Below are 21180 nucleotides of genomic sequence, written 5' to 3'. Positions count from 1 at the left end.
ATTAAAGCATGGATGAGGAGGGGCATATGGTGAGAAGGCACGATGCCTGGTTGGCTAACCTTCTGATAGGATGTTGTTTTTGGGTAAACCCCGGTATGGCAAATGAGGCGATCGAGGTCGGTGGCATGCGACTGCTAGCGGCACCATCCACCTCGGCGCACTCGGCCTCCGATCAAGCGACGTCGGTTGAGCAAACTCTGTCGGCTGACGATCATCGTCAACGCGCCTATCAGTATGCGCGCGACTGGTTGGAGTCGGCCGCCCCCGATGCCACTGTCTTAGCCTATCCCTCAGTGCTGACGCAAGACTATCTCGATAATGGGTTTTCTCTGCTATGGACCCAGGATGCGGCGCGGGACGAGCTGGCAACGCAAGTTAATGTGATTTCATTGGCCAGCTTCAGTCCTGAATTTGAGTGGCGTGCCTGGCAACTTCGCCAGCTCCGCCAACAGGGTAGCGATACCGCGTATGATATTTTTGCTACTGACACGGCGTATGCCTTGATGAGTTACCTGAACGCAGTGCCTGACAAAGGTATGCGCTGGTTTTTTGGCTCGCTGCATCACTCGCCATTGCCTGCGCCCTCCGTGTCTCAGCGAAAGGCGGTTTTTAAAGCCGGTTTGGGGCCGTCTTTGCCTGCTTTTCTGCGTAAGCTTCGACCTCAGCATCCACAATATACCGCGCTTATTAAGCAGATTGTTCGTTTACAACGGCAAGCCCGCTCAATGTGGCCCAGCGTGAACAGCGATGGATTAATTTACCCTGACCAAGCAGTCACGATATCTCTGGCGCTCAATCTCGTCGATAACCTAAGTATGCAGGGTTATTGGGGGGACAGTCAGCGGTTGGAGGCACTGGATGGTAAAACGGTGCGATATGGCGGCGATTTACTCGATGCTGTCAAACGATTTCAGTCACAACATGGGCTGAGTGTGGATGGCATCATTGGCCCATCAACCTTGAAATGGCTTAATTTAGATGCGTCGGCGCGGATCCGGCTGCTTGCTCTCAACGCAGAGCGGTTACGCTTGTGGTCAGCGCAACAACCGGATCGCATTGTGGTTAATATCCCTGATTATCGTATGCGTCTGTGGGCTAACGATCAGAATGTGTTCGAAAGCAAGGTGGTGGTCGGTCGCCAATCGAGACGTACGCCCCTTTTCTCGTCACGACTCGACTCTGTGGTACTCAATCCGAGCTGGAATGTGCCCCGGAGCATCGTGCAAAAAGATATCCTACCCAAGCTGGTTGATGGGTACGATTATCTTTCTCAGCATCAGTACCGCATTCTGCCTAACTGGCAAAGTGATACCCAAATAGATCCTAGCTTGATTGATTGGCAAAAAGTGTCAGTCGACGGGTTTCCCTACCGGCTTCAGCAGGCACCAGGTCGTGGCAACGCCCTCGGAAAATACAAGTTTAACACGCCCAATCGTAACGCGATTTACCTGCATGATACGCCAGCGCAAAGTTTATTCAGCCGATCACGGCGTGCATTTAGTTCCGGCTGTATCCGTGTCGAGCAAGCAGAGCAACTGGCGGACTTATTACTGGATTTATCGGGTAAGCAGCTGACCGATTATCAGCACTATATTGATAAAACCCAGACCAAGTGGGTACCACTCAAAAGACGTTTGGCGGTGCAGACCATTTATCAGACGGCTTGGGTCACGGATGACGGGGAAGTGGCCTTTCGCGATGACGTGTACGCCTACGATGTCCCCGCAAAACGGACGATCACCACACAAAAGCCTAGCTATTTAACCCAGCAGCGTCATTCTGTGGAGATGCAAGCGCAATAAATATCAGGAAGCCGCGTACAACCGTGGCTCCCTTTTCATGTCGATGTCGGCGAGCCACGCCATTGTCGTCATCTCAATGAGAGGTATCAGCGTTAGGCTGGTGGCTGAAGTGAGGGGCAATGTAGCGTTGATAGCGTTTGGGTTTTAAGCGTTTAAGGTCGACCAACACAAGGCCATCAATACAATCGGCAAAGTCAGGATCCACACCAAAGTCCAAGAATTGGACCCCTCCGGGCTCGCATAATTCACTGTATTGTTTATACAAGGTGGGAATTCCGACGCCCAGGTGATCGAGTAGCATTTTAAGTTGTTTAAGGTCTTTGGCGTAATCGTTCCCGCAGAAGTGACCCAGAAGCTCACTTTCTTTACTGTCTGCCAGTTCAAAGGGGCGTTTAGAGCGTGCGTACTCGCTCTCGCCTGTAAAGTAGGTACGGTAAAAGAAAATCAGTAACTCTTTAGCTGCCTGTGGCATGGCGTTGCTGATGGTGACTGGACCAAATAAATAACGATACTGAGGTTTCTGGGCGAGCAGCGCACCAATACCAAGCCATAAATAGTCCAAACTCCGTTTTCCCCAATATTTGGGTTGCACAAAACTACGTCCCAGCTCCAACCCCTGCGCAAGAAACGGCTGCATGCCTTGCTCAAAGTCGAATAAGCTTGCGCTATAGATCCCATCCAGCCCTTGGGTGTTAAGTGTCGCTTGGGTGTCACACAAGCGGTAGGCACCCACAATATCGAGCTCGGCAGGATCCCAAAGGACCAAATGCCAGTAATGCTGATCATATTTATCGAGATCACGTCGCTGACCTGTGCCTTCTCCCACCGCACGAAAGGCGACTTCACGTAATCGTCCAATCTCGCGCATGACTGGGGAGTCGGCTTGATAGTCGAGTAAATAAATCAGTTTGCCATCAGGTGTTTGTCCGAGTTGCTGGCCGGCATTGAGTGCTTGTTTAAGCGCTAAACGAGGCTCGGGAGCGGCGATTGCTGTCTCTGTGGGAAACAAGCCAGGTTTGCGTTTGGCAATACGATACAAGTGCTTATGGAATAACTTAACGCGTGTTTTGACGGGGAGGGAGGCGGTGGCACTGTAACTGTGGTGGGGGATCAATTCGCCGACGGTAAAAGCAATGGTATTGTTCTCTTGGCGAAACATCTCTTCAACCAATAGCAGGGTCGAGAGCGGCTTGTATACCATGGATGCGCCATAAAAACGGGCGGAATTGCGGCCATGGACGTGAATCGGGAGAATCGGTGCCTTTGATTTGGTCGCCATGCGTAAAAAGCCAGGATGCCAGGCACCATCACGGATCCCGGTTGGTGCCACCCGGGACACTTCGCCGGCCGGAAAAATGATGACTGCCCCGTCATTTTCCAGCCACTGAGTGATATTTTGTAGGTTTTGTTTCGGGGTATACCCTCCTATATTGTTGACGGGCAATAAGCAACCGTGGAGCGGTTTAACCTGCATCAACAAATCGTTGGCAATCACTTTGACGTCCGGTCGGACAGAACGCACCAGTTTTAACAGCGCTAATCCATCCAACGAGCCGATAGGGTGGTTCGCGATAATCACTACCCGCCCTGATTCGGGGATTCGCTCTTTCTCACGATCGCTCACTCGATAGCTAAAGTTAAAGTAGTCGAGCACTTGCTCAACAAACTCAAACCCTTGCAGATGAGGATACCGCTCGGCAAAGGATTGAAACTCCTGTTCATGAAGTAACCGTTTAAGGGTTCTACTGACGGGGCGTTTCAGCCAGTCTCGCTGTTCTAGTTGGGGATAATGAGACGATAGAACTTTATCAACATCTAACATAAGCAACCCTGCATGCAAAAATGCGTATCTGATTTATCCAGATATCCTAGCGTTAGCCTAGATAGTAAAAGTGACACCTCCTTGGCAGCATAGTTGCAAACTGATGACAGCGTGGCATAGTGAGGCGCGTATTGACGATTCAAAACCTGAGGGCGTGTCACGGATTGCGTGTTATTACGCCACTGAACAGACAAAGAGAAGGTTACCCCCATGGCGTTGCATTATGACATTGTGCCAGTCACGGCATTTCAGCAAAATTGCTCCATTATTTGGTGCGACCAAACGCAACAGGCGGCTGTCGTGGATCCCGGTGGGGATATAGCTAAAATTCGCCAGGTCATTCATTCACTAGACGTGACAGTGACGAAAATCCTTTTAACCCATGGCCATTTAGATCATGTTGGTGGCACTGTCGAGCTTGCTAGCGCGTTGAATGTCCCCGTGGTGGGACCGCACAAAGAAGACGCTTTCTGGTTACAAGCGTTGCCGGCACAAGCCCAAATGTTTGGTTTCGCGCACGCTGAGCCGTTTGACCCTGATCAGTGGCTAGAGCAAGGTGACACCGTGTCCGTGGGCAATAGTACGCTCTCAGTGTTGTTTGCCCCAGGACATACCCCAGGCCACATTGTGTTTGTCGATTTAGAAGGGCGCACCGCTTGGGTCGGGGATGTACTGTTTAACGGGGGGATCGGGCGGACTGATTTTCCTAAAGGGGATCATGCGACCTTGATCAACGCCATTAAAAACACCCTGCTGCCGGTTGGGGATGATGTGACCTTTATCCCTGGCCATGGCCCGACATCGACCTTGGGACATGAGCGTAAAACGAATCCCTTTTTGACCGGGGCGTTCTAGCATATCGTCGAAAGCAGCTGGCCTCGCTGGTGCCCCAGGCTAAGAACTGGGGCTGTTAGTCATCACCGCTGGCAGCGGCCAAGTAGCGCCGAGTGACACCAACAAAGTCTTCGAGCGGCCTGTCGAGCAAGTCTTCACTGACAAACAAATCGTACCCCAGCAATTCTCTGGTATAGCGCATACGGTTTGCCAGCATGGCCATCAAGCCTTTGTAGAGCACGCCGTTACTTCCCCGATAGGGCGTGTCATCAAACATCATGTCTTCCAGCGGTTTGCTGGGTTTATGGTCTCCACGTCGATACGCCGTGATCAGCAACGCGCGTTGCGTCATAATAATATGGCTCACCATGCGCAAGCTGATGCTGTCCAAAAGCGCATCGTAACGCTTAATCTTAATCCCAACCCATGGAAGTGGCTCACCTAACCCTTGCTGATGGAGATGCGGAATGCCAATGGCTTCAATGTTTCGCCACTTAAGCACCCAGCCACCGCGAAAACTGTGGTGCTGTAAATGCATAAATGATAAGGAAAAAGAGAGCTGAGCACGTTGAAGCAACTGGTTGACGGCATAAAAAATAGCCATCATCGCCGCCAAGCCCAATACGCCCTGGCCAAGAGAGAGCGTGGGCTGGACGAGGAAAAAGCAGATCAAAAGAAACGCCACCGCCATGGCGGCCAACATGCTCCAGCGCGCCGCTTCAAATTGAGGAGGATAGATTTTGATCGTTTTTAAAGCATCCATGATCATCCATTCTACGCAAGGGGGACGGAACCGCTCCGCATTTTTCATAAACTATCGGTGGATAATACGCCCATAGTGTCTGATTAGTTTGCCTAAGAATCACTGGATTGGTAAACATTTATCGCTGAATATCACGATCTTTGCGCCTATTAGGGGGCGGTTACCTACAAAAGTGGCGGGAAATTTGGTATAACACGCGCTTTGTTTTTCACCCGCTGCATTCAGCAAGCCTGAACGCAGTGCGTCGGAGTAGGATGATTGAATGAAAATCTCTCACAAGCGTAAGGTACAACTTAAACTCAACAAACGTGTTAAGGCATCATCGCCAGCACGTCAGCGTCCGGTTAAATCAAAACCGGTTGCCGCTGCGAAACCCGCCGCAAAACCATCTACCAAGGCACCGGTGGCGAGCGCAGCCTCTTCATTGACGCCGAAGCAACAGCAAGTGCTCGAGATTGTTCAAGCAAACCCTGAAGGAATTAATCCAAAAGGGATTGGCCTTGCGGCAGGTCAAGAAGACACCAAAGCGGCATCGTGGGCGACAGGTGCATTGAAAAAGCTGACCGAAGAAGGCGCCGTTGAGCGTGTTCAAGTCGCCGCTAACAAGGTGATTTACAAAGCTTGCTGATCCCTTTGCGCACCCGCTTACGTGTTTGATGACGGTATTTAATGCGTAAGCGGATGTTCACCCGACTCGCTAATATGCTTGTCTGATTTTTTTTCCTGCATTGTGATGTAAGGGTAAATAAAAATTTCTATTATCAACCAGTTGTTTTTATGGTGTTAATGAAGTATGTCTTTATTGCGTATTCCCTTATCTAAAGCATGATCAAGCGCAAAATACTGTACGATCTTCCAGACATACGTTTAAAACTGCCTATAGTGGGAGTGTCTATTTCATTTTCTGTCTGGAGGTAAGCCATGGATGTGCTGTCAACCCAGCTGAAAGCGCCCACAGAAGTCGTTTTCGACTACACCCACTTTTTGTGCGAGAGTCAGCAACCCAATTGGACGTTTACCGATATTTTTCGCAGTTTATTGCCCATTTTTACGACTGTGTTTGAACACCAAACCAGTGATGGCAACCCACCGCTTTCTGCACAAGAGCAGCTTTACCAGCAAGCCACTCGCGTAATGTCGGTGCGTAACACTGATACAGCCAACTTGGTACAGCTCGCACGCATCGCACGTCAACAAGGCATTGAAGAGCTAACTATTTTAATGCCTTATGCCCTTGAATATCGGCAAATGGAAACGATTAGCCAGCAAACCGATGCGCAAATAGAGTACAGCAACGAGAACCGTGAATGGGTTCGCCTAACGCTATCCTCAAGTCTTAACCCTCAATCCTAACCACCCGTAAGCCCAGTTTATTGATACTGCGTGAATTAGTGACGCTGGATGAAGGCGGGATCGACGCGCGCGATCCCTTGTTTGTTTTGCTCACAATAATTGAACGGCTTGTCTGTTGCGGTAAAGGCAATAATGGCACATGAGGTGTCAGCGGCTAACGCTGCGTCAATAAGCGCTTCATCATCGTACCCCGCTTGGCGATGGACCACTCGCACCTGATTGGTATTGATACCCCAGAGGCTAAGCTGTGCCGCATTTAAAGCGCGAGGTGGATTAATGATCGTGACCCACTTGGGCTGGCGTGCTTGTAGTGCAATCGCGCGTAAGACCGCCTGCCAGTGTGCGTTTACCTGTGTGGTGACGGTAAAAGCAGCATGATAGCAAGACGATGGCGTGACACGCGCAGAAGACTGAGCTTTCGCTTGATTTGACACATTGGACGTCACGTACATAAAACACCTGTATATATCATCATTACTGTATGTTTGAACAGTAATGTTTTGTGGCGTCACTCGCAAGTCACTCAGTGGTTAGTTTGTGATCAGGATCGGAATTAGATCGCGAGGCATCGGGTTAATACGATGAATGAGTTTGGGTAAATAACTTGCTAAAATCACGGTTTTCATCACGTTGGAGAGCGCATGGAACAAGAGTTCTGGCATCAGCGCTGGGCTGAAAATCAAATAGGCTTTCACCGAGATACGGTACACCCGATGCTTATCCGCCATTGGCCGTCACTGGCACCACAAAGTGACGAAACGGTTTTGGTGCCCCTTTGCGGAAAGTCGATCGATCTCAACTGGCTTGCGGAAAAACACCAGCATGTGATTGGCGTCGAGCTTAGTGAGATCGCCGTTCGTGCCTTTTTCTCGGAAAACTTATATACCCCGCAGGTTTATCGCGCACCGTCAGGGCATACCCATTATTGTTTTGATGAACTGGAGCTGATCAATGGCGATTTCTTTACCGCGCGCCTGAGTCCTATGCCATTGATTTATGATCGCGCGGCCTTGGTGGCCATGCCGCCTGCGATGCGCGCGCAGTATGTCAGCCATATTCGAACCTTGCTGGCACCTGGGGGGCGTTTGCTGCTGATTACCTTATTTTATCCGCAAGCGGATGACACGCCGCCATTTTCCATTGATGCGTCAGTGGTAGAAGAGGCGTTCCAAGGGTTAGACATTCGGTTGCTTGAAACCCATACGGAACCAGACGGCGAGCGTGGTGAACAAGTGTGGTTAATCAAAGCGGCGGCTTCGTAGTGGCTGATTTGAATGAGAGCGTGTCAAGGGGCCATAACGGCCCCTTTTCTTTGACAGCGCTTTCTTAGTGGGCAAGTGAACGTAGAAGCAGGAAAACCGGTTACGCGAGCTTGTTTTTGGCCTGTGTGTATTGGCGTGATTCCCAGTGAGTAATAAAAAAGACCGCTGCAATAATAATACCCGCCCCTAACCATAGTCGGCCGGGAGGGACCCAACTAAACACCAGCCAACCAAAGAGGACGTTAAGAGGGAGTTTAGCGTGATCAAAAGGCTGGACAAAAGAGGCATCGGAAACGGCATATGCCTTAGCAATGGCCCACTGGGCGAGGGCAGTCAGTATGCCAGCGCCAAATAACATCCACCAAGCAGTGGATGTTTGGGGAAGCGTCCAATCAGGTACGGCGAGTAGCAAATTAAAGGGCGTAATCAACAAGAGTAGGTATACCACCATGGTGGTGGGTGGGTCGTAAGCGGATAAACGTTTCACCATCAGTGAGTAAGTTGCCCAGAAAAACGCCGCTCCCACGGGCAACAAGGTTGCCCAAGTGAACGCACTTGACCAAGGCTCGAGGATAATCATGGCACCACAAAATCCAGCGAGCGTCGCAAGGCCGCGTGCGATCCCGACCCGCTCACGCAAAAACAGCCCCGAGCCGACCGTGGCGAATAGCGGTGAGGTCATTAATAGCGCAATCCCTTGCCAAATGGGCACTGGATAGGCCAGCGCCCAGAGCCACAGTTGAATACCAATCACAGAGATAAACACCCGCAGGCAATGCTGACTAAGGTGCTGAGTTTTCAGTGCTTGACGGACCCCCAGTTGTTTCAACCAAGGGATCATCGCCACCAGGGCGATGGCGTATTGAATGAAGGCAACCGTGGTAGAGGGTAAGCCCATTTTAAAACTAACGTACTGAGACAGGCTGTTAACAAGGGCAAAACACAAGCCTGCGGTCAGCATCCAGGTCGCGCCTTGGAGTGGGTGATGAATCTGTTTCATTGCCGTGACTATCAGAGAAAAGACGCATGGATAGTAGCGCAAATCCGGCCTCAGGGCGACCTGAAATCCCTGAAGACCGGATCAATCAGGAGAGCGCTTAGCGGGTTGAATAGACTAAGGGAATATCGGGGTCAATGGCATCCAGTGTTGCCTGGGTATCGGCTAGGTGACTGACTGTACTACTTGCCATCTCGGCCAGCGCAACAGAGCGAATGTCTGTCCAATGATAGCCCGCCATATTAACCGCGATTAATGCGACCTGAAGAGGCGGAAGGCTTGGGTTAAACGCCGCGTTTTCGGCATACATGCCAGAGAAAAACTCGCCATCACTGGTTTCAACCGCTGCTCCGCTATAGTTACCTGAGTAGGGCGCGTGACTGCGGTTAGCGGCGTCAGCGGCCGCTTTTAGCAAGGGGATATCAATATCATCCGTTGATAATTGATTGGACTCGTCGGTCAATAAGCGAGATTCAATGCCCAAATCGGCAGGACCAAACGGCTCAGGTAGATAAGTGTGCAGATCTTTCGCGTCGGATTGTGGCAGCTGGATGCTTAAGGACTCAGCGCCATTGAGTTCATTCATGAACTGTCGGCAGTGGCCGCATGGGCTGTAATTGATCGTAATATCGGTGAGGCGTTTTGCCCCTTTTGTCCAAGCATGACTGATAGCGCATTGCTCGGCATGCACTGTTTGCCCTAGCTGCACCCCGGTGAATTCAATGTTTGCGCCTAAATACAGGGTGCCGTTCTCATCACGGACAATCGCACCCACATTAAACTGCGAAATGGGGATAACGGCATAGGCCGCCGCCAAAGGCAATAAAGCAAGACGCAGTGCGGCGCCGCTAAGGCCACTGGCGGATTCCATCTGCGCCACCTGCTCTGGTGTGAAGCTAGCACCAAAGTTTGCGTCATTTATCCAATCAGAGACGACGCTTTGTAGGGCGTCGGGTAATTGTGTCAGTGCGTCAGTAAGTGCGGTTCGCATAGCATCTCTTCTTTATCATTAACGGGCGGATAGTGTAGAGAAGCCTTTCTGATAGTTGTGTGATTAATGTCACGTATGGTTTGCAAAGAGGTATTTGTTGCTGAAAGTTAGAGTGACATCAATGTTTCTATGACGATGAAAGTGGCCATTATGACGGCGTGAGTAGGCAGAAACGTTTGCGACCCGAATGCAGTTAATGCATTTATGGCTGCCAATCGACATAGGGGCGATGCACCTTACGATACTCACGCGCGAGATCCCCCTCCTCGCGTAAGCGGGTAATCAAGCGTGTGAGATAGGCATCGATTTCTCGACCTGCTTCGCCTTTCGGGATAAAAAAGACATCTTCTAAGTCGGCAAAGTGCGCGCGTTTTATCGTGGTCAAACCTAGCTCTTTGAGTACCATGTCTGCTTCCTCTTGCGCCCAAATGAAGCCATCAATTCTTCCCGCAGCCAAACGCAACAAAGATTGCTTGATACTGTGAGCGCGTTGCACCTTAAAGGGCATATAGTAGGGGACAGCCTCAATGGTATAGCGCGAGGGATTCGCCCAGAGTTCTTTGACTGTGAGGGGGACCGCTTTATTAGTGTAAAGGACATGGGTGACCTGACCAAATGATACCTCGCTAAAGTCGAATGGCAGGGTGGATACCTCCCGCGTTGGGCGCACGGCGGGTAAACCAAAATCAGCCTGACCTTGGGCCACATGATTAATCGCTCTATGGATCGGAAAAACCTCGATATTGATCTTGGTGCTTGGGTCTTGCGCGTCGAGATAGCGGACAAAATCGACAAACGCGCCGCTACCATCCAAATTGATCAAGCCAGGCAGTGCGCCAAGGTGTGCCACATAGGTTTGTTCAATAGTCGCCCGAGTCGGTGCGGAGAGAATGAGCAGCGAGATAAACAACAGAAGCGGTAAGTAGTGGCGTGGCATCATCTCTCTCCCGGATATCAAGACTAATGGCCAGAGCAACATGACGCTCTGACACAACATGCCCGCGGCATAGAGCGGGTATCAACGCTAAGCTTGGGTCAGTAACGCTGTCATGCCAATAATGACTGCCGCCGCCGTGACTAGGATCGTGAGTGGTTTAGCAATACTAAACGACGACGCCTCAATGGTGGCTGAATGCGTTAAAGACGCTGGGGGCGTCTGCGATGCAGTGTTTGTTGCTCGTCCTGGACGCTTAGCCAGTGTTTGCTGTGGCAGTGACACACGAAAACCAAACTCACCGACCACCTCAAACGGTAGGCATTTTTTGCCGTTGCGGTAGGATTTGGCCATTAATGATGTCACCACACTTTGATGCTGGGCAAATGAGCTATCAGGTAACGCCACTTGTTTGAACAATGTGCGGCTAGAGAGTACCTCGCCGGCATAGTAGCAGAGCATCTCGAGCAAACGAGATTCTTCGTAAGAGAGGACCGTCATCGTGTCATCGATCCAATATAACGTACGGCTTTCTGGCTCGAAATCAACCTCAGGAAAGCGGTAACAGCGCGTATCTACTTTTGTTGTCATCATTGCCACACTCCAAACAACATCCTTTTTAAAAGTGTGGACTCAAATCACAGAACTGCAACTGGTCAAGCTATCTTTTTTTTGGTAGGGCAAAGCAGGCAGTGTGTCAGCATTGCTAGTTAATTACTTTAAAAACATAAAGTTATTAAAAGCAGGCGACTCAGCGAATCCACGTTCGCTACCTGGTGGGTAGACGAACGTCGGAATGAGGTTGGGTCGCCGTATTGACCAGTCGGTGTATCGGCGATGCGTCTATCGTAACCGTCCCCGTGTTAGCCAACCAGTGATTCCACATAGTGGTAAACCGCTTTTAAAATGCGCACCTTATCCTCCTCCGCTTGGTGTTGTTCAGCGAGATGCTGCAGATTATCCATATAGGCAGGAAGGTGTGTTTCAAAGTAATCACGTCGATGCATAAACCACTTGTTCTGCTCGGCGTCGGTGAGCGTCCACGGGTAATTGCGCGCGCGATACCGGAATAACAGTGGCTTGATGCGCCAGTCGTCAACGCTGAGATCCAGGGCGGCAAGATTCTCTGGATCGCGTGCACGGATGATATCCATCGCACTGCGATCGCTTTTCGAGAAAAAGCCCGCATACAGGGCCGTATCCACGTCCAGATCGTCGAAAGGCTTGGCATCGGCAAACACAGCAACCAGCTTTTCACGTAATTCTGGTGCGGCTTTCAATGTTTTTAGGTGGTGTAAGCAGGCTTCGCGATCCACACCGAGCCGGGTGGCATCGTCGGGGCGTAAGGTTTTCGCATCGGCGAGAACGGGACATTTATTGATATGCACCAGCTTGAGTGGTGCGGGTAACTCATTGTCAGCGAGTGCGTGATGGGGCGTATACAAACGTTCGCGAAGCGCATCGGCATCCAATTCAAACAAAGGGGCTGGATCACGGGCCAGATCGACAGTAATCACAGCGTTGGGGTTATCAGGATGCCAGGCGACGGGCACGATCCAGCTGGTGTTGCCGCGCTCTGTGCCGAACATACCGGAAACATGAACCAGTGGTGTCATATTGACCACATCAATCAGATGCTTGATTTTGTTTTTATTCCGATGTTTTAACAAATAATCAAATAGCCGTGGCTGTGCCGCCTTGATCTTTTTCGCCAGCTCTATGGTCGCGTGTACATCGGCCATGGCATCGTGCGCGTCGCTATGTTCAATACCGTTGGCAACGGATAAGTTTTCGAGTTTAAAGCTGGGCTTGCCGTTGTCATCGTAGGGCCATTCAATGCCGTCGGGGCGCAGTGCGTAGCAGGCGCGCATCACATCAAGCAAATCCCAGCGCGAATTACCGTTTTGCCAGCTCCAGCCGTATGGGTCAAAAAAGTTGCGGTACAGCGTGTAGCGCGTGACTTCATCATCAAAGCGCACGTTGTTATACCCGACAATGCAGGTATTGGGTTGCGAGAAAGCAGCATGGATTTGTGCGATGAATTCCGGCTCAGGTAAGCCTTTTTGCAATGCCAGCTGTGGCGTAATCCCGGTGACCAAACAGGCTTCTGGTGCCGGTAAGTAGTCATTGGGTGGTTGGCAGTACAGGACTAAGGGTTCACCGATGACATTAAAGTCACTGTCGGTACGCACGCCAGCAAATTGGCAAGGTCTGTCTTTACCTGGATGGGTGCCGAATGTTTCAAAGTCGTAGAAAAAAAAGCTTGGCTGGTCGGCGTCTGTCACAATCGAATCCAACTTGATCAATCAAAAGGGGGCAGGTTGAGACCCTGCGATAAAGGCTCATGGTAACATTGGCACCGTTTAACACCAATCTTGGCTTGGTTGGGGTGATTGGAGGCGTGACGCATCCAGAAACCAAGAAAGCCTGCCAGTAGGCAGACTCTCATAGGCGAGCAGAGTGTTGCTCGTTGCGAAATCGGTTTACCGCACCGCTTTCCGTTATGAGGCAAGGCGCTTAAGCGTTTGCTTGGCCTCATCAATGGCTTGGCTTGCAGTGTCTTCGCCCATCGCCAGTCCCTCGGCGTAAACAAACTCGACGTCGGTGATGCCGATAAAGCCAAGTACGGTTTGCATATAGCCAGTGACATGATCCGTCGCGCCGCCCTTATGCATGCCACCACGGGTTGTTACAACAATCGCGCGCTTGCCTTGCAATAAACCTTCGGGGCCATTTTCGGTGTAACGGAAGGTCACGCCGGCACGGGCAACGAGATCGATCCAGGCTTTGAGTTGCACGGGGATCGTAAAGTTGTACATAGGTGCCGCAATCACCAAGGTATCGCTTTGCTGAATTTCTTCAATCAACTGATCGGAGGCTTGCTGTACTTGTTGCTGGGCGTCAGTAAGCCCGTCTGCCCCGCGTAAACCGCCCACATTGTCACCAGTGAGAACTGGCAATGGGGTAGAAGCAAGATCGCGCTCAATCAGCGTGTCAGGAGATAGCTCATCCACCACACTATTAATCACCGCGTTTGAGCTTGAGTAGGGGCCAAGAATACTTGATTTCAATACCAGCGCTTTCATGCGTCTCTCCTTAAAGTTAATAGGCGTATTGCACATGATGTTGTTTTGTTGACTCGATGTAGTCTAGAGATTTTCACAACGAACTCCAGCGTACAGATTCGTTAAACTTGTTCAAAATTTTTGTTGATGTCGATACGCGTGGCGTGGTGAGTTGCGCGACGTGAGTATGAGCGTATGATGGCGGCCGATAGTCGTTCAAAATGTAAAAATAATGTTATAATTCCCGTTGTGTTGGCTAGGTACCCAGAACAAAGAACGGCAAAGCGCCAGATCAAATCACAAGTCGGTCGCTTGTGGGACGCAACGGGGTTTGAGGAAATGCGCGTGAAAAATTTATTTATGTTAGACGTGGATGGCACGCTGGTCGACAGCTGCCAAATGGACCACGAGTGTTTTAGCGAAGCGGTTTATGACGTCACCGGCTTAACGGTGCCGGATGATTGGGGAGGCTATACCAATGTCACCGATGCGGGGATCATTGAAGAGCTGATTGATAGCCATGAGCTTCAGCGCGAAAAAATCATGTTGTTTCGAGAAATAAAGCGCGTATTCACCCATAAACTGGCCGACGCCATTGCTCTGCAAGGATTAAAGCCGTTGCCAGGCGCAGTGGCATTTATTGATGAGATGCGTCATATGCCCACGGTTGCCTTGGCGATAGCAACAGGCGGTTGGGAAGAAACCGCACGGATGAAGCTTAAAGCCGCTGGTTTTAATATTGACGGTATTGTTTTTTCTTCTTGCTCAGATGCGATGAGTCGCAGCGAGGTAATGGCATTGGCTGCGTTCCGTGCCAAACAAGATTACGGTGTCCATTTTGAGCGTCGCATTTATTTTGGTGATGGGGTGTGGGATAAACAAGCCACACAGTCTCTTAACTATGAGTTTGTCGCTGTCGGTGACAAAGTGGAGCATGATGTGAGGGTAAGTAATTTTACTAACCCACGTGCTATTTTGGGTAAGCTTGGCATTGAAGAATCGCAGCGCCAATACGCCTAATCGCTTGTGTGTAAACGCGATACAATGCGTGAACGCGAACAATGAGCAGACAAGAAAAGCCGAAGCATCGATGCTTCGGCTTTTTATCAGACGAGCATTCGCCAATACATGACTTGCTTACTGTGTATCAACCACCGCATTGTTGCCTTGGTTAGGCACAGCGTTTGAGGCTGCGCGGTTGTCATAGGAAGCAAAGTAGGCTTGAGTTTCCGCTATCACTACCTTGCGCAGCAGCAATAAGCCAATCAAGTTAGGAATAGCCATTAAGCCATTGACGATATCGGCCAGTATCCAAATGGTGTTTAATTGAATAAAGGCACCAGATGCAATTAAGCCGATAAAGAATAGCTTGTAGATATAAATCGCTTTTTTGCCAAACAGGTACGCAACACAGCGTTCACCGTAATAGTGCCAACCTAAAATGGTGGTAAAGGCAAAAAACAATAGACCAATATTCACCAGCATCGGACCAACAGCGCTTTCCATCCCTACCGCAAAGGCATGTGAAGTCATGGCGGCCCCCGCTAACTCACCCGACCAAGATTGCGTCAGGATCAAGGTGAGCCCGGTCATGGTGCAAATCACCAGTGTATCGATAAAGGTGCCGGTCATTGATACCAAGCCTTGCTCAACACAGGAGTCGGTTTTTGCTGCGGCCGCGGCAATGGGCGCACTCCCGAGGCCAGACTCGTTAGAGAACACGCCACGGGCAATACCCGATTGAATCGCCAGCATCATGCCGGCACCCGCAAAGCCACCGGTCGCGGCCATACCGTTGAAAGCAGACTCAAACACCAAACTGACGGCTTGTGGTAGTTGCGCGGCGTTTGCCACGAGTACCCATAAGCATGCGCTTACATAGAGTACTGCCATTACGGGCACAATCTTGGCGGCGACGGCAGAAATGGATTTAACTCCGCCTAATGTCACTAAGGCGACAAGTACGGTCAAAAGTCCAGCAACGGCGACAGTAGGAATGTTGAATAAATGGGTCGCTGCGCTGCTAATGGCGTTGACTTGTGGGAAGGTGCCAATGCCAAAACATGCTACGCCCAGTCCAAATAAAGCAAAGAGCTTGGCGAGAATAGGTTTACCGGCGCCTTTAGACAGGTACATCATCGGCCCACCGAGCATATTGCCTTTGTGGTCAGTCTCGCGGTATTTGACCGCCAGCAAGCACTCTGCATACTTGGTCGCCATCCCTAAAAAGGCGGCGAGCCACATCCAAAACAGCGCACCAGGGCCGCCAAGAGAGATGGCTGTAGCCACGCCGATAATATTCCCCGTCCCTATGGTCGCGGATAAGGCTGTACACAGTGCCGCAAACCCTGACACATCCCCCTGGGTTTTGGCGTTCGAGGACTTAAAGATTTGCTTGAGCGCAAACGGCAGGCGACGGAGTTGGAGTAACCCCAACCGTACTGTAAAAAAGAGCCCCGTACCGGTGAGTAGCAAAAGAAGCGGTGGCCCCCATATCCAGTCGTCAATGGTGCCTAGAAGTGTTTGTATATCCGGTAGTTGCGAAAAAAATGGCATTAATTCCCCCTTTAAACATCAAAGGAGGAGATAGACCACACTAATATTAACAAAAGTGCTACATATTGGGGTGGGTATCTCCTCTGTCCTTTTGCCTGAGAGTTTCACTTGAGTCCAAGCTTGCTCCTTCGGCGCCCGAACTAACGGGTCTCTCCAGAGTTTCCTCCAACAGCAGTCCATACAATTAAGTGCCTGAAAGATTTACTTCTTCGGCGGATGGCGCTTGCCATCTCTCTCCTGCTGTCTTCATCGGAACGTCGTTATGACGGAAAGTATGATAGATCACAAAAATTTGAATGCAATGCAAAAATGAGTGAACGGGGAATAATTTTTTCTTAAGAGTAAAAAATGCCAATTTCTAGTGTTTTTTTCTAACAACCGAGGCGACAACTCTCGCTTTCTCCGAGTTTGTTAACGCTAAATGAGACAAAAGGGGGTTAATTTTTCCCACATTGGCCGATAAATTGACTAATCTAGGCAGGCGTATACTAGGATAACGAGCAGTCACATGACCACGTGGAACGAACTTTTAGGCGTGAATGTTGGAGATAATGCCGAGCAAATAAAACAACGCTATAAGCGACTTTCTAGCCGCGTACATCCAGACAAAGGAGGGAGTACGGGGCTAATGCAGCTGGTCAGTGAGGCCTATCAAGCGGTGAAGTCAGGCAAGGGCGAGGGGAGTGCGCTCGGTCAATCACAAAGTGACGCCAGCCAAGCGGCATTGCGCAGCCAGATCGCACGACTGCAAAAAGAAGTGTCGGCGTTGCAACAAGAAAACCGAACACTGAAGTCTCGCCAAGCCGATACCCAAATCCCCGCCCACTTGACGGCCAAAATGGCCAAGCTTGAGTTTGATAACCGCCAATGGCGTGAGCAATATCAAAAACTCGAGCGACAGCACCAGTCGTTGGAATCTCAACATGATGCTTTACAGCGCGAGCAGGACCAACGCAAAAAAGATTTGCTGCAGGTGAACCGCGAGTTAAAAGAAGCGCTAACGCGCGCAGAGCAACTGGAAACCGATCTTACCCGCAAAGCCACCCCTGTCACATTAAAGCCAGCGAAACCTGGATTATCGTGGCGCTGGGTGCTTGCGTCTTGGGCAATGATAGCACTGCTAATTAGCCCTTTGGAGCAATGGCAGCAATGGGTTGATCGCGTTTTGGGTCAAGATCAGGATCAGACGGCTCAGCGTGTACGTATTATTGATCCAGCGCCCTCAGAGTCTCAGCCCACGCAAGTGAATAATGTGCCTCAGCCTCAGGCGGCGCCTGCGCCAGTGAGACCTGTTGCCCCAATGATTCAGCTTAACCCTGACGCGAATCAGTGGCATATCAATCAATATGCTGAGACCGCACGACCTTACTTAGCATTGCGCAGCGAGCAAGGATCGTATGTGGTTGCCAATTGTATGGGTGAATTTTATATCTACCTCAATCAGGGCTATCAGCCGCTTCGTGTGCCACCCAACTTGGATTACTTGGCACAGCGTCAGCACTTTCATGTTTATGCCATTCCTTACGGACAGGGCGCATCGGTGGATAGTTGGCAGCTCGCACGTAAGGTCGAAATACTCGAGCATACCTTTGTCAGTGCTGACTTGGCGCCCAAACTCAGCGCATTTGAACAATCGTGCCGACAAGTACCTGGCTTAACCGCGGTAAACTTATAAAATAGTCGCGTGACGAAGCAAGACATCTCACATCGCCTCGTGTCGCAAGAGAGTCGATAGTAAGATTGCAGGTCGCAAGCTGGCATGTTCGAGATATCAGTACGATAAACCGTGAAAGTGCGCCTGATTTCATGCCCATGTATTACACTGACCAATAAGTAATAAGCGTGACTGATGAGGCCTGTAACTATGCTCGATCAAGCGATGTTTGCGCACCAATTCGATCCACCACGGCAAGACAGCCTTAGTGGGGTGTTTCGGCGTTATAAACTTGCAGTCTCTCACTCGGTGTCTGTTGAGGAACATGTCGCTGGTATCGGGATCCCCTCATGGTCTGAGGGACGCACCGCCGCCAGCCAAGACGCTGCGGTGGTTAAAACCATGATGGCGCAAGGGGCCAGCCTGATAGGGCAACTGCAAATGGACCCCTTAGGCGTTAGTATTACCGGTTTTAATCCCTTTTACGCGGAGCTTCGCAATCCCCACTTTCGTCAGTACCGCGTGGGAGGAGTAAACGCAGGTATTGCGGTGGCGGTGGCAAAAAAATTGGCTGATTTGGGCATTGGTAATGATGCATTTGGCGGCGTGCGGATCCCTGCAGCACACTGCGGCCTGTTTGGTTATCGTCCCACGCCAAACCTGATCGATACACAGGGGATCATCTCTGTCGCAGAAACCTTTGATAATGTGGGTGTGTGCAGCGCGGCACTTGGCCCGCTCAGTCAGTTTCAAGAGCTGGTCGCCAAGCCTTCCTCTGCGGTGACGAATATCCAGGGCGTAGTCATCGCCGAAGCGGTGTTTGCCTTGTTTTACAGTGACGAAGCGATGGCGCAGGTTTATCAGCATCTTGAGCGTTTAAGCTTACCGCAAGAGTCGACCCTAGCCATGAACACACTGGTGCTGTCGCGGCTTGAAAATGCGCAGGTGTCGATTGCTAGCCAAGAATTTTTGCTGATGTATGGTACATGGTTGCAACAGGCCAAGCTTGATTTGCCCACCTCAACGCAACAGTATTTAGATCGCTTACAAGCGGTCGACTACAAAGCGCATTATCAGGCGAAGAAAACCCGCAAGCAGTTGAGAGATACCGTTTGTGCTATGTGGCCAAGTGATAAGGTGTTGCTGCTTCCATCCACACCTGGCGCCATTTTACCTCGTGATGCGGATGCGTCAGACAGTGATGCGTTTAACTTATCCCAGCGACGACTGATGGCGCTAGCGGAGGTTTGTGGTTTACCCCAGCTCACTATCCCGTTGTTTGAGCATCAAAACACACCTTACGGGGTAACATTACTGGCTCACCCTTACAAAGATAAGTTATTGATGGAAGTAGCACGCCGTTGGCTCGATTAACCGTTTGGATTGCACCTTTATCCGCCCAGCCGTCAAGAATTTTCTATAAAAAACCGTTTATTGCTTTTAAAGTATTGATAATTAATTAAAAAATAAGTTAGGGGTTACGCGTTTACTATCAACAGAAACTGTGGATAACCGCTTGGATTAGTCGGTGTTTAACTTTATAAGATCATGAAAAATAGGTTTATTTTACATGTTCTCGCTTTCGGTGATAACTCCGGTGAGTGTTACGAGAAAGTGACAAATTAGCTCTCACTTTGGTTTAACACCGCGTAGAGACTGTATTCACCCATATTCTGATCCGGTGATGCTGTCACTGTTGTCACTTTTTGGCTGATTTAAGTTTGTACTGTGTCTTACAATGGCTACGCATCACGTGCCTCGAACGCAGGGCGGTGTGTTTAGTTTTGCGCCCGCGAGTCCGTTCGCGCCATACTTTGAAGCTCCGCGGTTTTAATTCACGTCGCATTAACGCAATCACATCGTCTTGGCGTAGGCCATAGAGTGCTTCAATCGCCTCAAACGGGGTTCTATCTTCCCACGCCATTTCTATAATTCGGTCAATCTCTCCCGGTTGTTCGTTCAATGCCATCTCGGTCTCCTTGTGCTGGTGGCCAATAATACGCGTAGAGCAGGAAAAACCGATCAGCGTGTTCCTTCTAACCCATCAATGCTGTTACCCTTGTTTTTGGGATATTTAAAAATAAACAATAAATACAGATAGTTACGGAAAGCCATTTTTAACAAGGGTAAAAGATGATGTTTATCCTAACGGCCTGTTGTCACTGACAATTATTACGTTATTCTATAGTTCACTGCCGCACAGGCAGCTTAGAAATTTTAAATTAAAACCCGCCTAGCATTGACGGGGTTCACTGCCGCACAGGCAGCTTAGAAAGCTTGTTGGTCTTGGGCGATGATCCCGCATTTGTTCACTGCCGCACAGGCAGCTTAGAAATCTGTTTTATTCATGAAGCTATTGTACTGCCTGTTCACTGCCGCACAGGCAGCTTAGAAATAAAAAAGTCGAGTCGCCACAACTCGGCTTTTGTTCACTGCCGCACAGGCAGCTTAGAAATTACACTCCGTCAGCTTCTGCGATGAAAGAGCGTTCACTGCCGCACAGGCAGCTTAGAAATGCTCTAACGCCTCATCGCGAGCACGCTGGATGTTCACTGCCGCACAGGCAGCTTAGAAATTTCTGGCTGCCGAGTAGAAATATCTTTCCCAGTTCACTGCCGCACAGGCAGCTTAGAAATCTCACTTGACTCCCCCCAAGTATGCATTTGGGTTCACTGCCGCACAGGCAGCTTAGAAATGACGATACATTCCAGTTGCTTATATCTTGATGTTCACTGCCGCACAGGCAGCTTAGAAAAGCCACTAATATCTTGATTAAAAGAACTATCGGTTCACTGCCGCACAGGCAGCTTAGAAAGCGATCTCTGACTGTTTTTGCGTCCTCAAGTCGTTCACTGCCGCACAGGCAGCTTAGAAATGGCGCTCGAAACCGTGTCACAAGAACTTGGCGTTCACTGCCGCACAGGCAGCTTAGAAACAGAAGTTTTGCTCTTACTAAACTTGCCGAGAGTTCACTGCCGCACAGGCAGCTTAGAAAATACGCCAAGGTACACTACTTTAATAGTGTACGTTCACTGCCGCACAGGCAGCTTAGAAATCGCCCGCCGGTTGTTGGCTCGTAGTTAATGCGTTCACTGCCGCACAGGCAGCGTAGGTGACACAAGCCCCAGCACGATGTTGGATAGGGGG

The 21180-nt window shown here is 50.2% G+C and carries 19 protein-coding genes, 1 CRISPR repeat array and 1 riboswitch; of the genes, 8 read left to right on the top strand and 11 right to left on the bottom strand.

The window, feature by feature from the left end; genetic code table 11:
• Positions 1 to 26: 26 nt before the first annotated feature.
• Positions 27 to 1802 (top strand): L,D-transpeptidase family protein, encoded by a 1776-nt coding sequence (locus tag C7A19_RS11695; RefSeq protein ID WP_162300269.1) that lies wholly within the window; start codon positions 27 to 29, stop codon positions 1800 to 1802.
• 73 nt (positions 1803 to 1875) lie between these two features.
• Here C7A19_RS11695 and C7A19_RS11690 read toward each other — a convergent pair whose 3' ends face one another.
• Entirely contained in the window at positions 1876 to 3624 is a 1749-nt protein-coding gene (locus C7A19_RS11690) for a GNAT family N-acyltransferase (RefSeq protein ID WP_116644953.1), read from the bottom strand.
• Between the two features lie 210 nt (positions 3625 to 3834).
• Between C7A19_RS11690 and C7A19_RS11685 the strand changes: the two genes are divergently transcribed.
• Complete coding sequence (locus C7A19_RS11685) at positions 3835 to 4479, top strand: MBL fold metallo-hydrolase (protein WP_116644952.1); 645 nt, start codon at positions 3835 to 3837, stop codon at positions 4477 to 4479.
• Positions 4480 to 4534: 55 nt separating this feature from the next.
• On the opposite strand, the gene C7A19_RS11680 is transcribed toward C7A19_RS11685, so the two are convergent.
• Positions 4535 to 5221 carry a DUF2982 domain-containing protein gene (locus C7A19_RS11680; protein ID WP_235614299.1) on the bottom strand — a complete coding sequence of 229 codons (687 nt, stop codon included), beginning with the start codon at positions 5219 to 5221 and terminating at the stop codon, positions 4535 to 4537.
• 262 nt (positions 5222 to 5483) lie between these two features.
• Here C7A19_RS11680 and C7A19_RS11675 point away from each other — a divergent pair, with 262 nt between their 5' ends.
• On the top strand, positions 5484 to 5849 hold the full coding sequence (locus C7A19_RS11675) for a MarR family transcriptional regulator (protein WP_069362503.1): 366 nt from the start codon (positions 5484 to 5486) through the stop codon (positions 5847 to 5849).
• Positions 5850 to 6142: 293 nt separating this feature from the next.
• Positions 6143 to 6574, top strand: a complete 432-nt coding sequence (locus C7A19_RS11670; protein WP_116644951.1) for a transporter — start codon at positions 6143 to 6145, stop codon at positions 6572 to 6574.
• Between the two features lie 35 nt (positions 6575 to 6609).
• On the opposite strand, the gene C7A19_RS11665 is transcribed toward C7A19_RS11670, so the two are convergent.
• Positions 6610 to 7026: a hypothetical protein gene (locus C7A19_RS11665; protein WP_077486055.1), complete on the bottom strand. Its 417-nt coding sequence runs from the start codon at positions 7024 to 7026 to the stop codon at positions 6610 to 6612.
• 189 nt (positions 7027 to 7215) lie between these two features.
• Here C7A19_RS11665 and C7A19_RS11660 point away from each other — a divergent pair, with 189 nt between their 5' ends.
• On the top strand, positions 7216 to 7836 hold the full coding sequence (locus tag C7A19_RS11660) for a thiopurine S-methyltransferase (protein WP_069362500.1): 621 nt from the start codon (positions 7216 to 7218) through the stop codon (positions 7834 to 7836).
• A 100-nt stretch (positions 7837 to 7936) separates the two neighbouring features.
• Here the strand turns inward: C7A19_RS11660 and C7A19_RS11655 are convergent, their stop codons facing one another.
• From C7A19_RS11655 to C7A19_RS11630, 6 genes are all read right to left on the bottom strand, one after another.
• Entirely contained in the window at positions 7937 to 8836 is a 900-nt protein-coding gene (locus tag C7A19_RS11655) for a DMT family transporter (RefSeq protein ID WP_176719651.1), read from the bottom strand.
• 97 nt (positions 8837 to 8933) lie between these two features.
• Positions 8934 to 9824 (bottom strand): cytidine deaminase, encoded by an 891-nt coding sequence (cdd, locus tag C7A19_RS11650; RefSeq protein WP_116644950.1) that lies wholly within the window; start codon positions 9822 to 9824, stop codon positions 8934 to 8936.
• 202 nt (positions 9825 to 10026) lie between these two features.
• On the bottom strand, positions 10027 to 10764 hold the full coding sequence (locus tag C7A19_RS11645) for a transporter substrate-binding domain-containing protein (protein WP_201264086.1): 738 nt from the start codon (positions 10762 to 10764) through the stop codon (positions 10027 to 10029).
• Positions 10765 to 10848: 84 nt separating this feature from the next.
• On the bottom strand, positions 10849 to 11352 hold the full coding sequence (locus C7A19_RS11640; protein WP_116644948.1) for a hypothetical protein: 504 nt from the start codon (positions 11350 to 11352) through the stop codon (positions 10849 to 10851).
• A 269-nt stretch (positions 11353 to 11621) separates the two neighbouring features.
• The gene (gene sbcB / locus C7A19_RS11635) at positions 11622 to 13043 is read right to left on the bottom strand and encodes an exodeoxyribonuclease I (RefSeq protein ID WP_116644947.1); all 1422 of its coding nucleotides are present in this window, start codon (positions 13041 to 13043) and stop codon (positions 11622 to 11624) included.
• 216 nt (positions 13044 to 13259) lie between these two features.
• Positions 13260 to 13844, bottom strand: a complete 585-nt coding sequence (locus tag C7A19_RS11630; RefSeq protein WP_069362494.1) for an FMN-dependent NADH-azoreductase — start codon at positions 13842 to 13844, stop codon at positions 13260 to 13262.
• A gap of 324 nt (positions 13845 to 14168) precedes the next feature.
• On the opposite strand from C7A19_RS11630, the gene C7A19_RS11625 reads away from it, so the two are divergent.
• Positions 14169 to 14843 carry an HAD family hydrolase gene (locus C7A19_RS11625; protein ID WP_235614298.1) on the top strand — a complete coding sequence of 225 codons (675 nt, stop codon included), beginning with the start codon at positions 14169 to 14171 and terminating at the stop codon, positions 14841 to 14843.
• 117 nt (positions 14844 to 14960) lie between these two features.
• On the opposite strand, the gene C7A19_RS11620 is transcribed toward C7A19_RS11625, so the two are convergent.
• Positions 14961 to 16379, bottom strand: a complete 1419-nt coding sequence (locus tag C7A19_RS11620; protein WP_077458193.1) for an alanine/glycine:cation symporter family protein — start codon at positions 16377 to 16379, stop codon at positions 14961 to 14963.
• 73 nt (positions 16380 to 16452) lie between these two features.
• A riboswitch (glycine riboswitch) is annotated at positions 16453 to 16546 on the bottom strand.
• 341 nt (positions 16547 to 16887) lie between these two features.
• Between C7A19_RS11620 and C7A19_RS11615 the strand changes: the two genes are divergently transcribed.
• A complete protein-coding gene (locus C7A19_RS11615) occupies positions 16888 to 18054 on the top strand; it encodes a J domain-containing protein (RefSeq protein WP_116644946.1) in 1167 nt (388 codons plus the stop codon).
• 174 nt (positions 18055 to 18228) lie between these two features.
• Positions 18229 to 19407: an amidase family protein gene (locus C7A19_RS11610; RefSeq protein ID WP_116644945.1), complete on the top strand. Its 1179-nt coding sequence runs from the start codon at positions 18229 to 18231 to the stop codon at positions 19405 to 19407.
• A 325-nt stretch (positions 19408 to 19732) separates the two neighbouring features.
• On the opposite strand, the gene C7A19_RS11605 is transcribed toward C7A19_RS11610, so the two are convergent.
• Positions 19733 to 20002 carry a TIGR03643 family protein gene (locus C7A19_RS11605; RefSeq protein ID WP_077458187.1) on the bottom strand — a complete coding sequence of 90 codons (270 nt, stop codon included), beginning with the start codon at positions 20000 to 20002 and terminating at the stop codon, positions 19733 to 19735.
• Between the two features lie 218 nt (positions 20003 to 20220).
• A CRISPR array of direct repeats spans positions 20221 to 21148; the repeat unit is 28 nt; unit sequence GTTCACTGCCGCACAGGCAGCTTAGAAA.
• Positions 21149 to 21180: the final 32 nt, after the last annotated feature.

It is taken from the genome of Salinivibrio sp. HTSP (assembly GCF_003390965.1).
Classification (GTDB): Bacteria; Pseudomonadota; Gammaproteobacteria; order Enterobacterales; family Vibrionaceae; genus Salinivibrio; species Salinivibrio kushneri.
The sequence above is the reverse complement of the archived record's forward strand: the minus strand, read 5'-3'. Positions and strand labels throughout refer to the sequence as shown.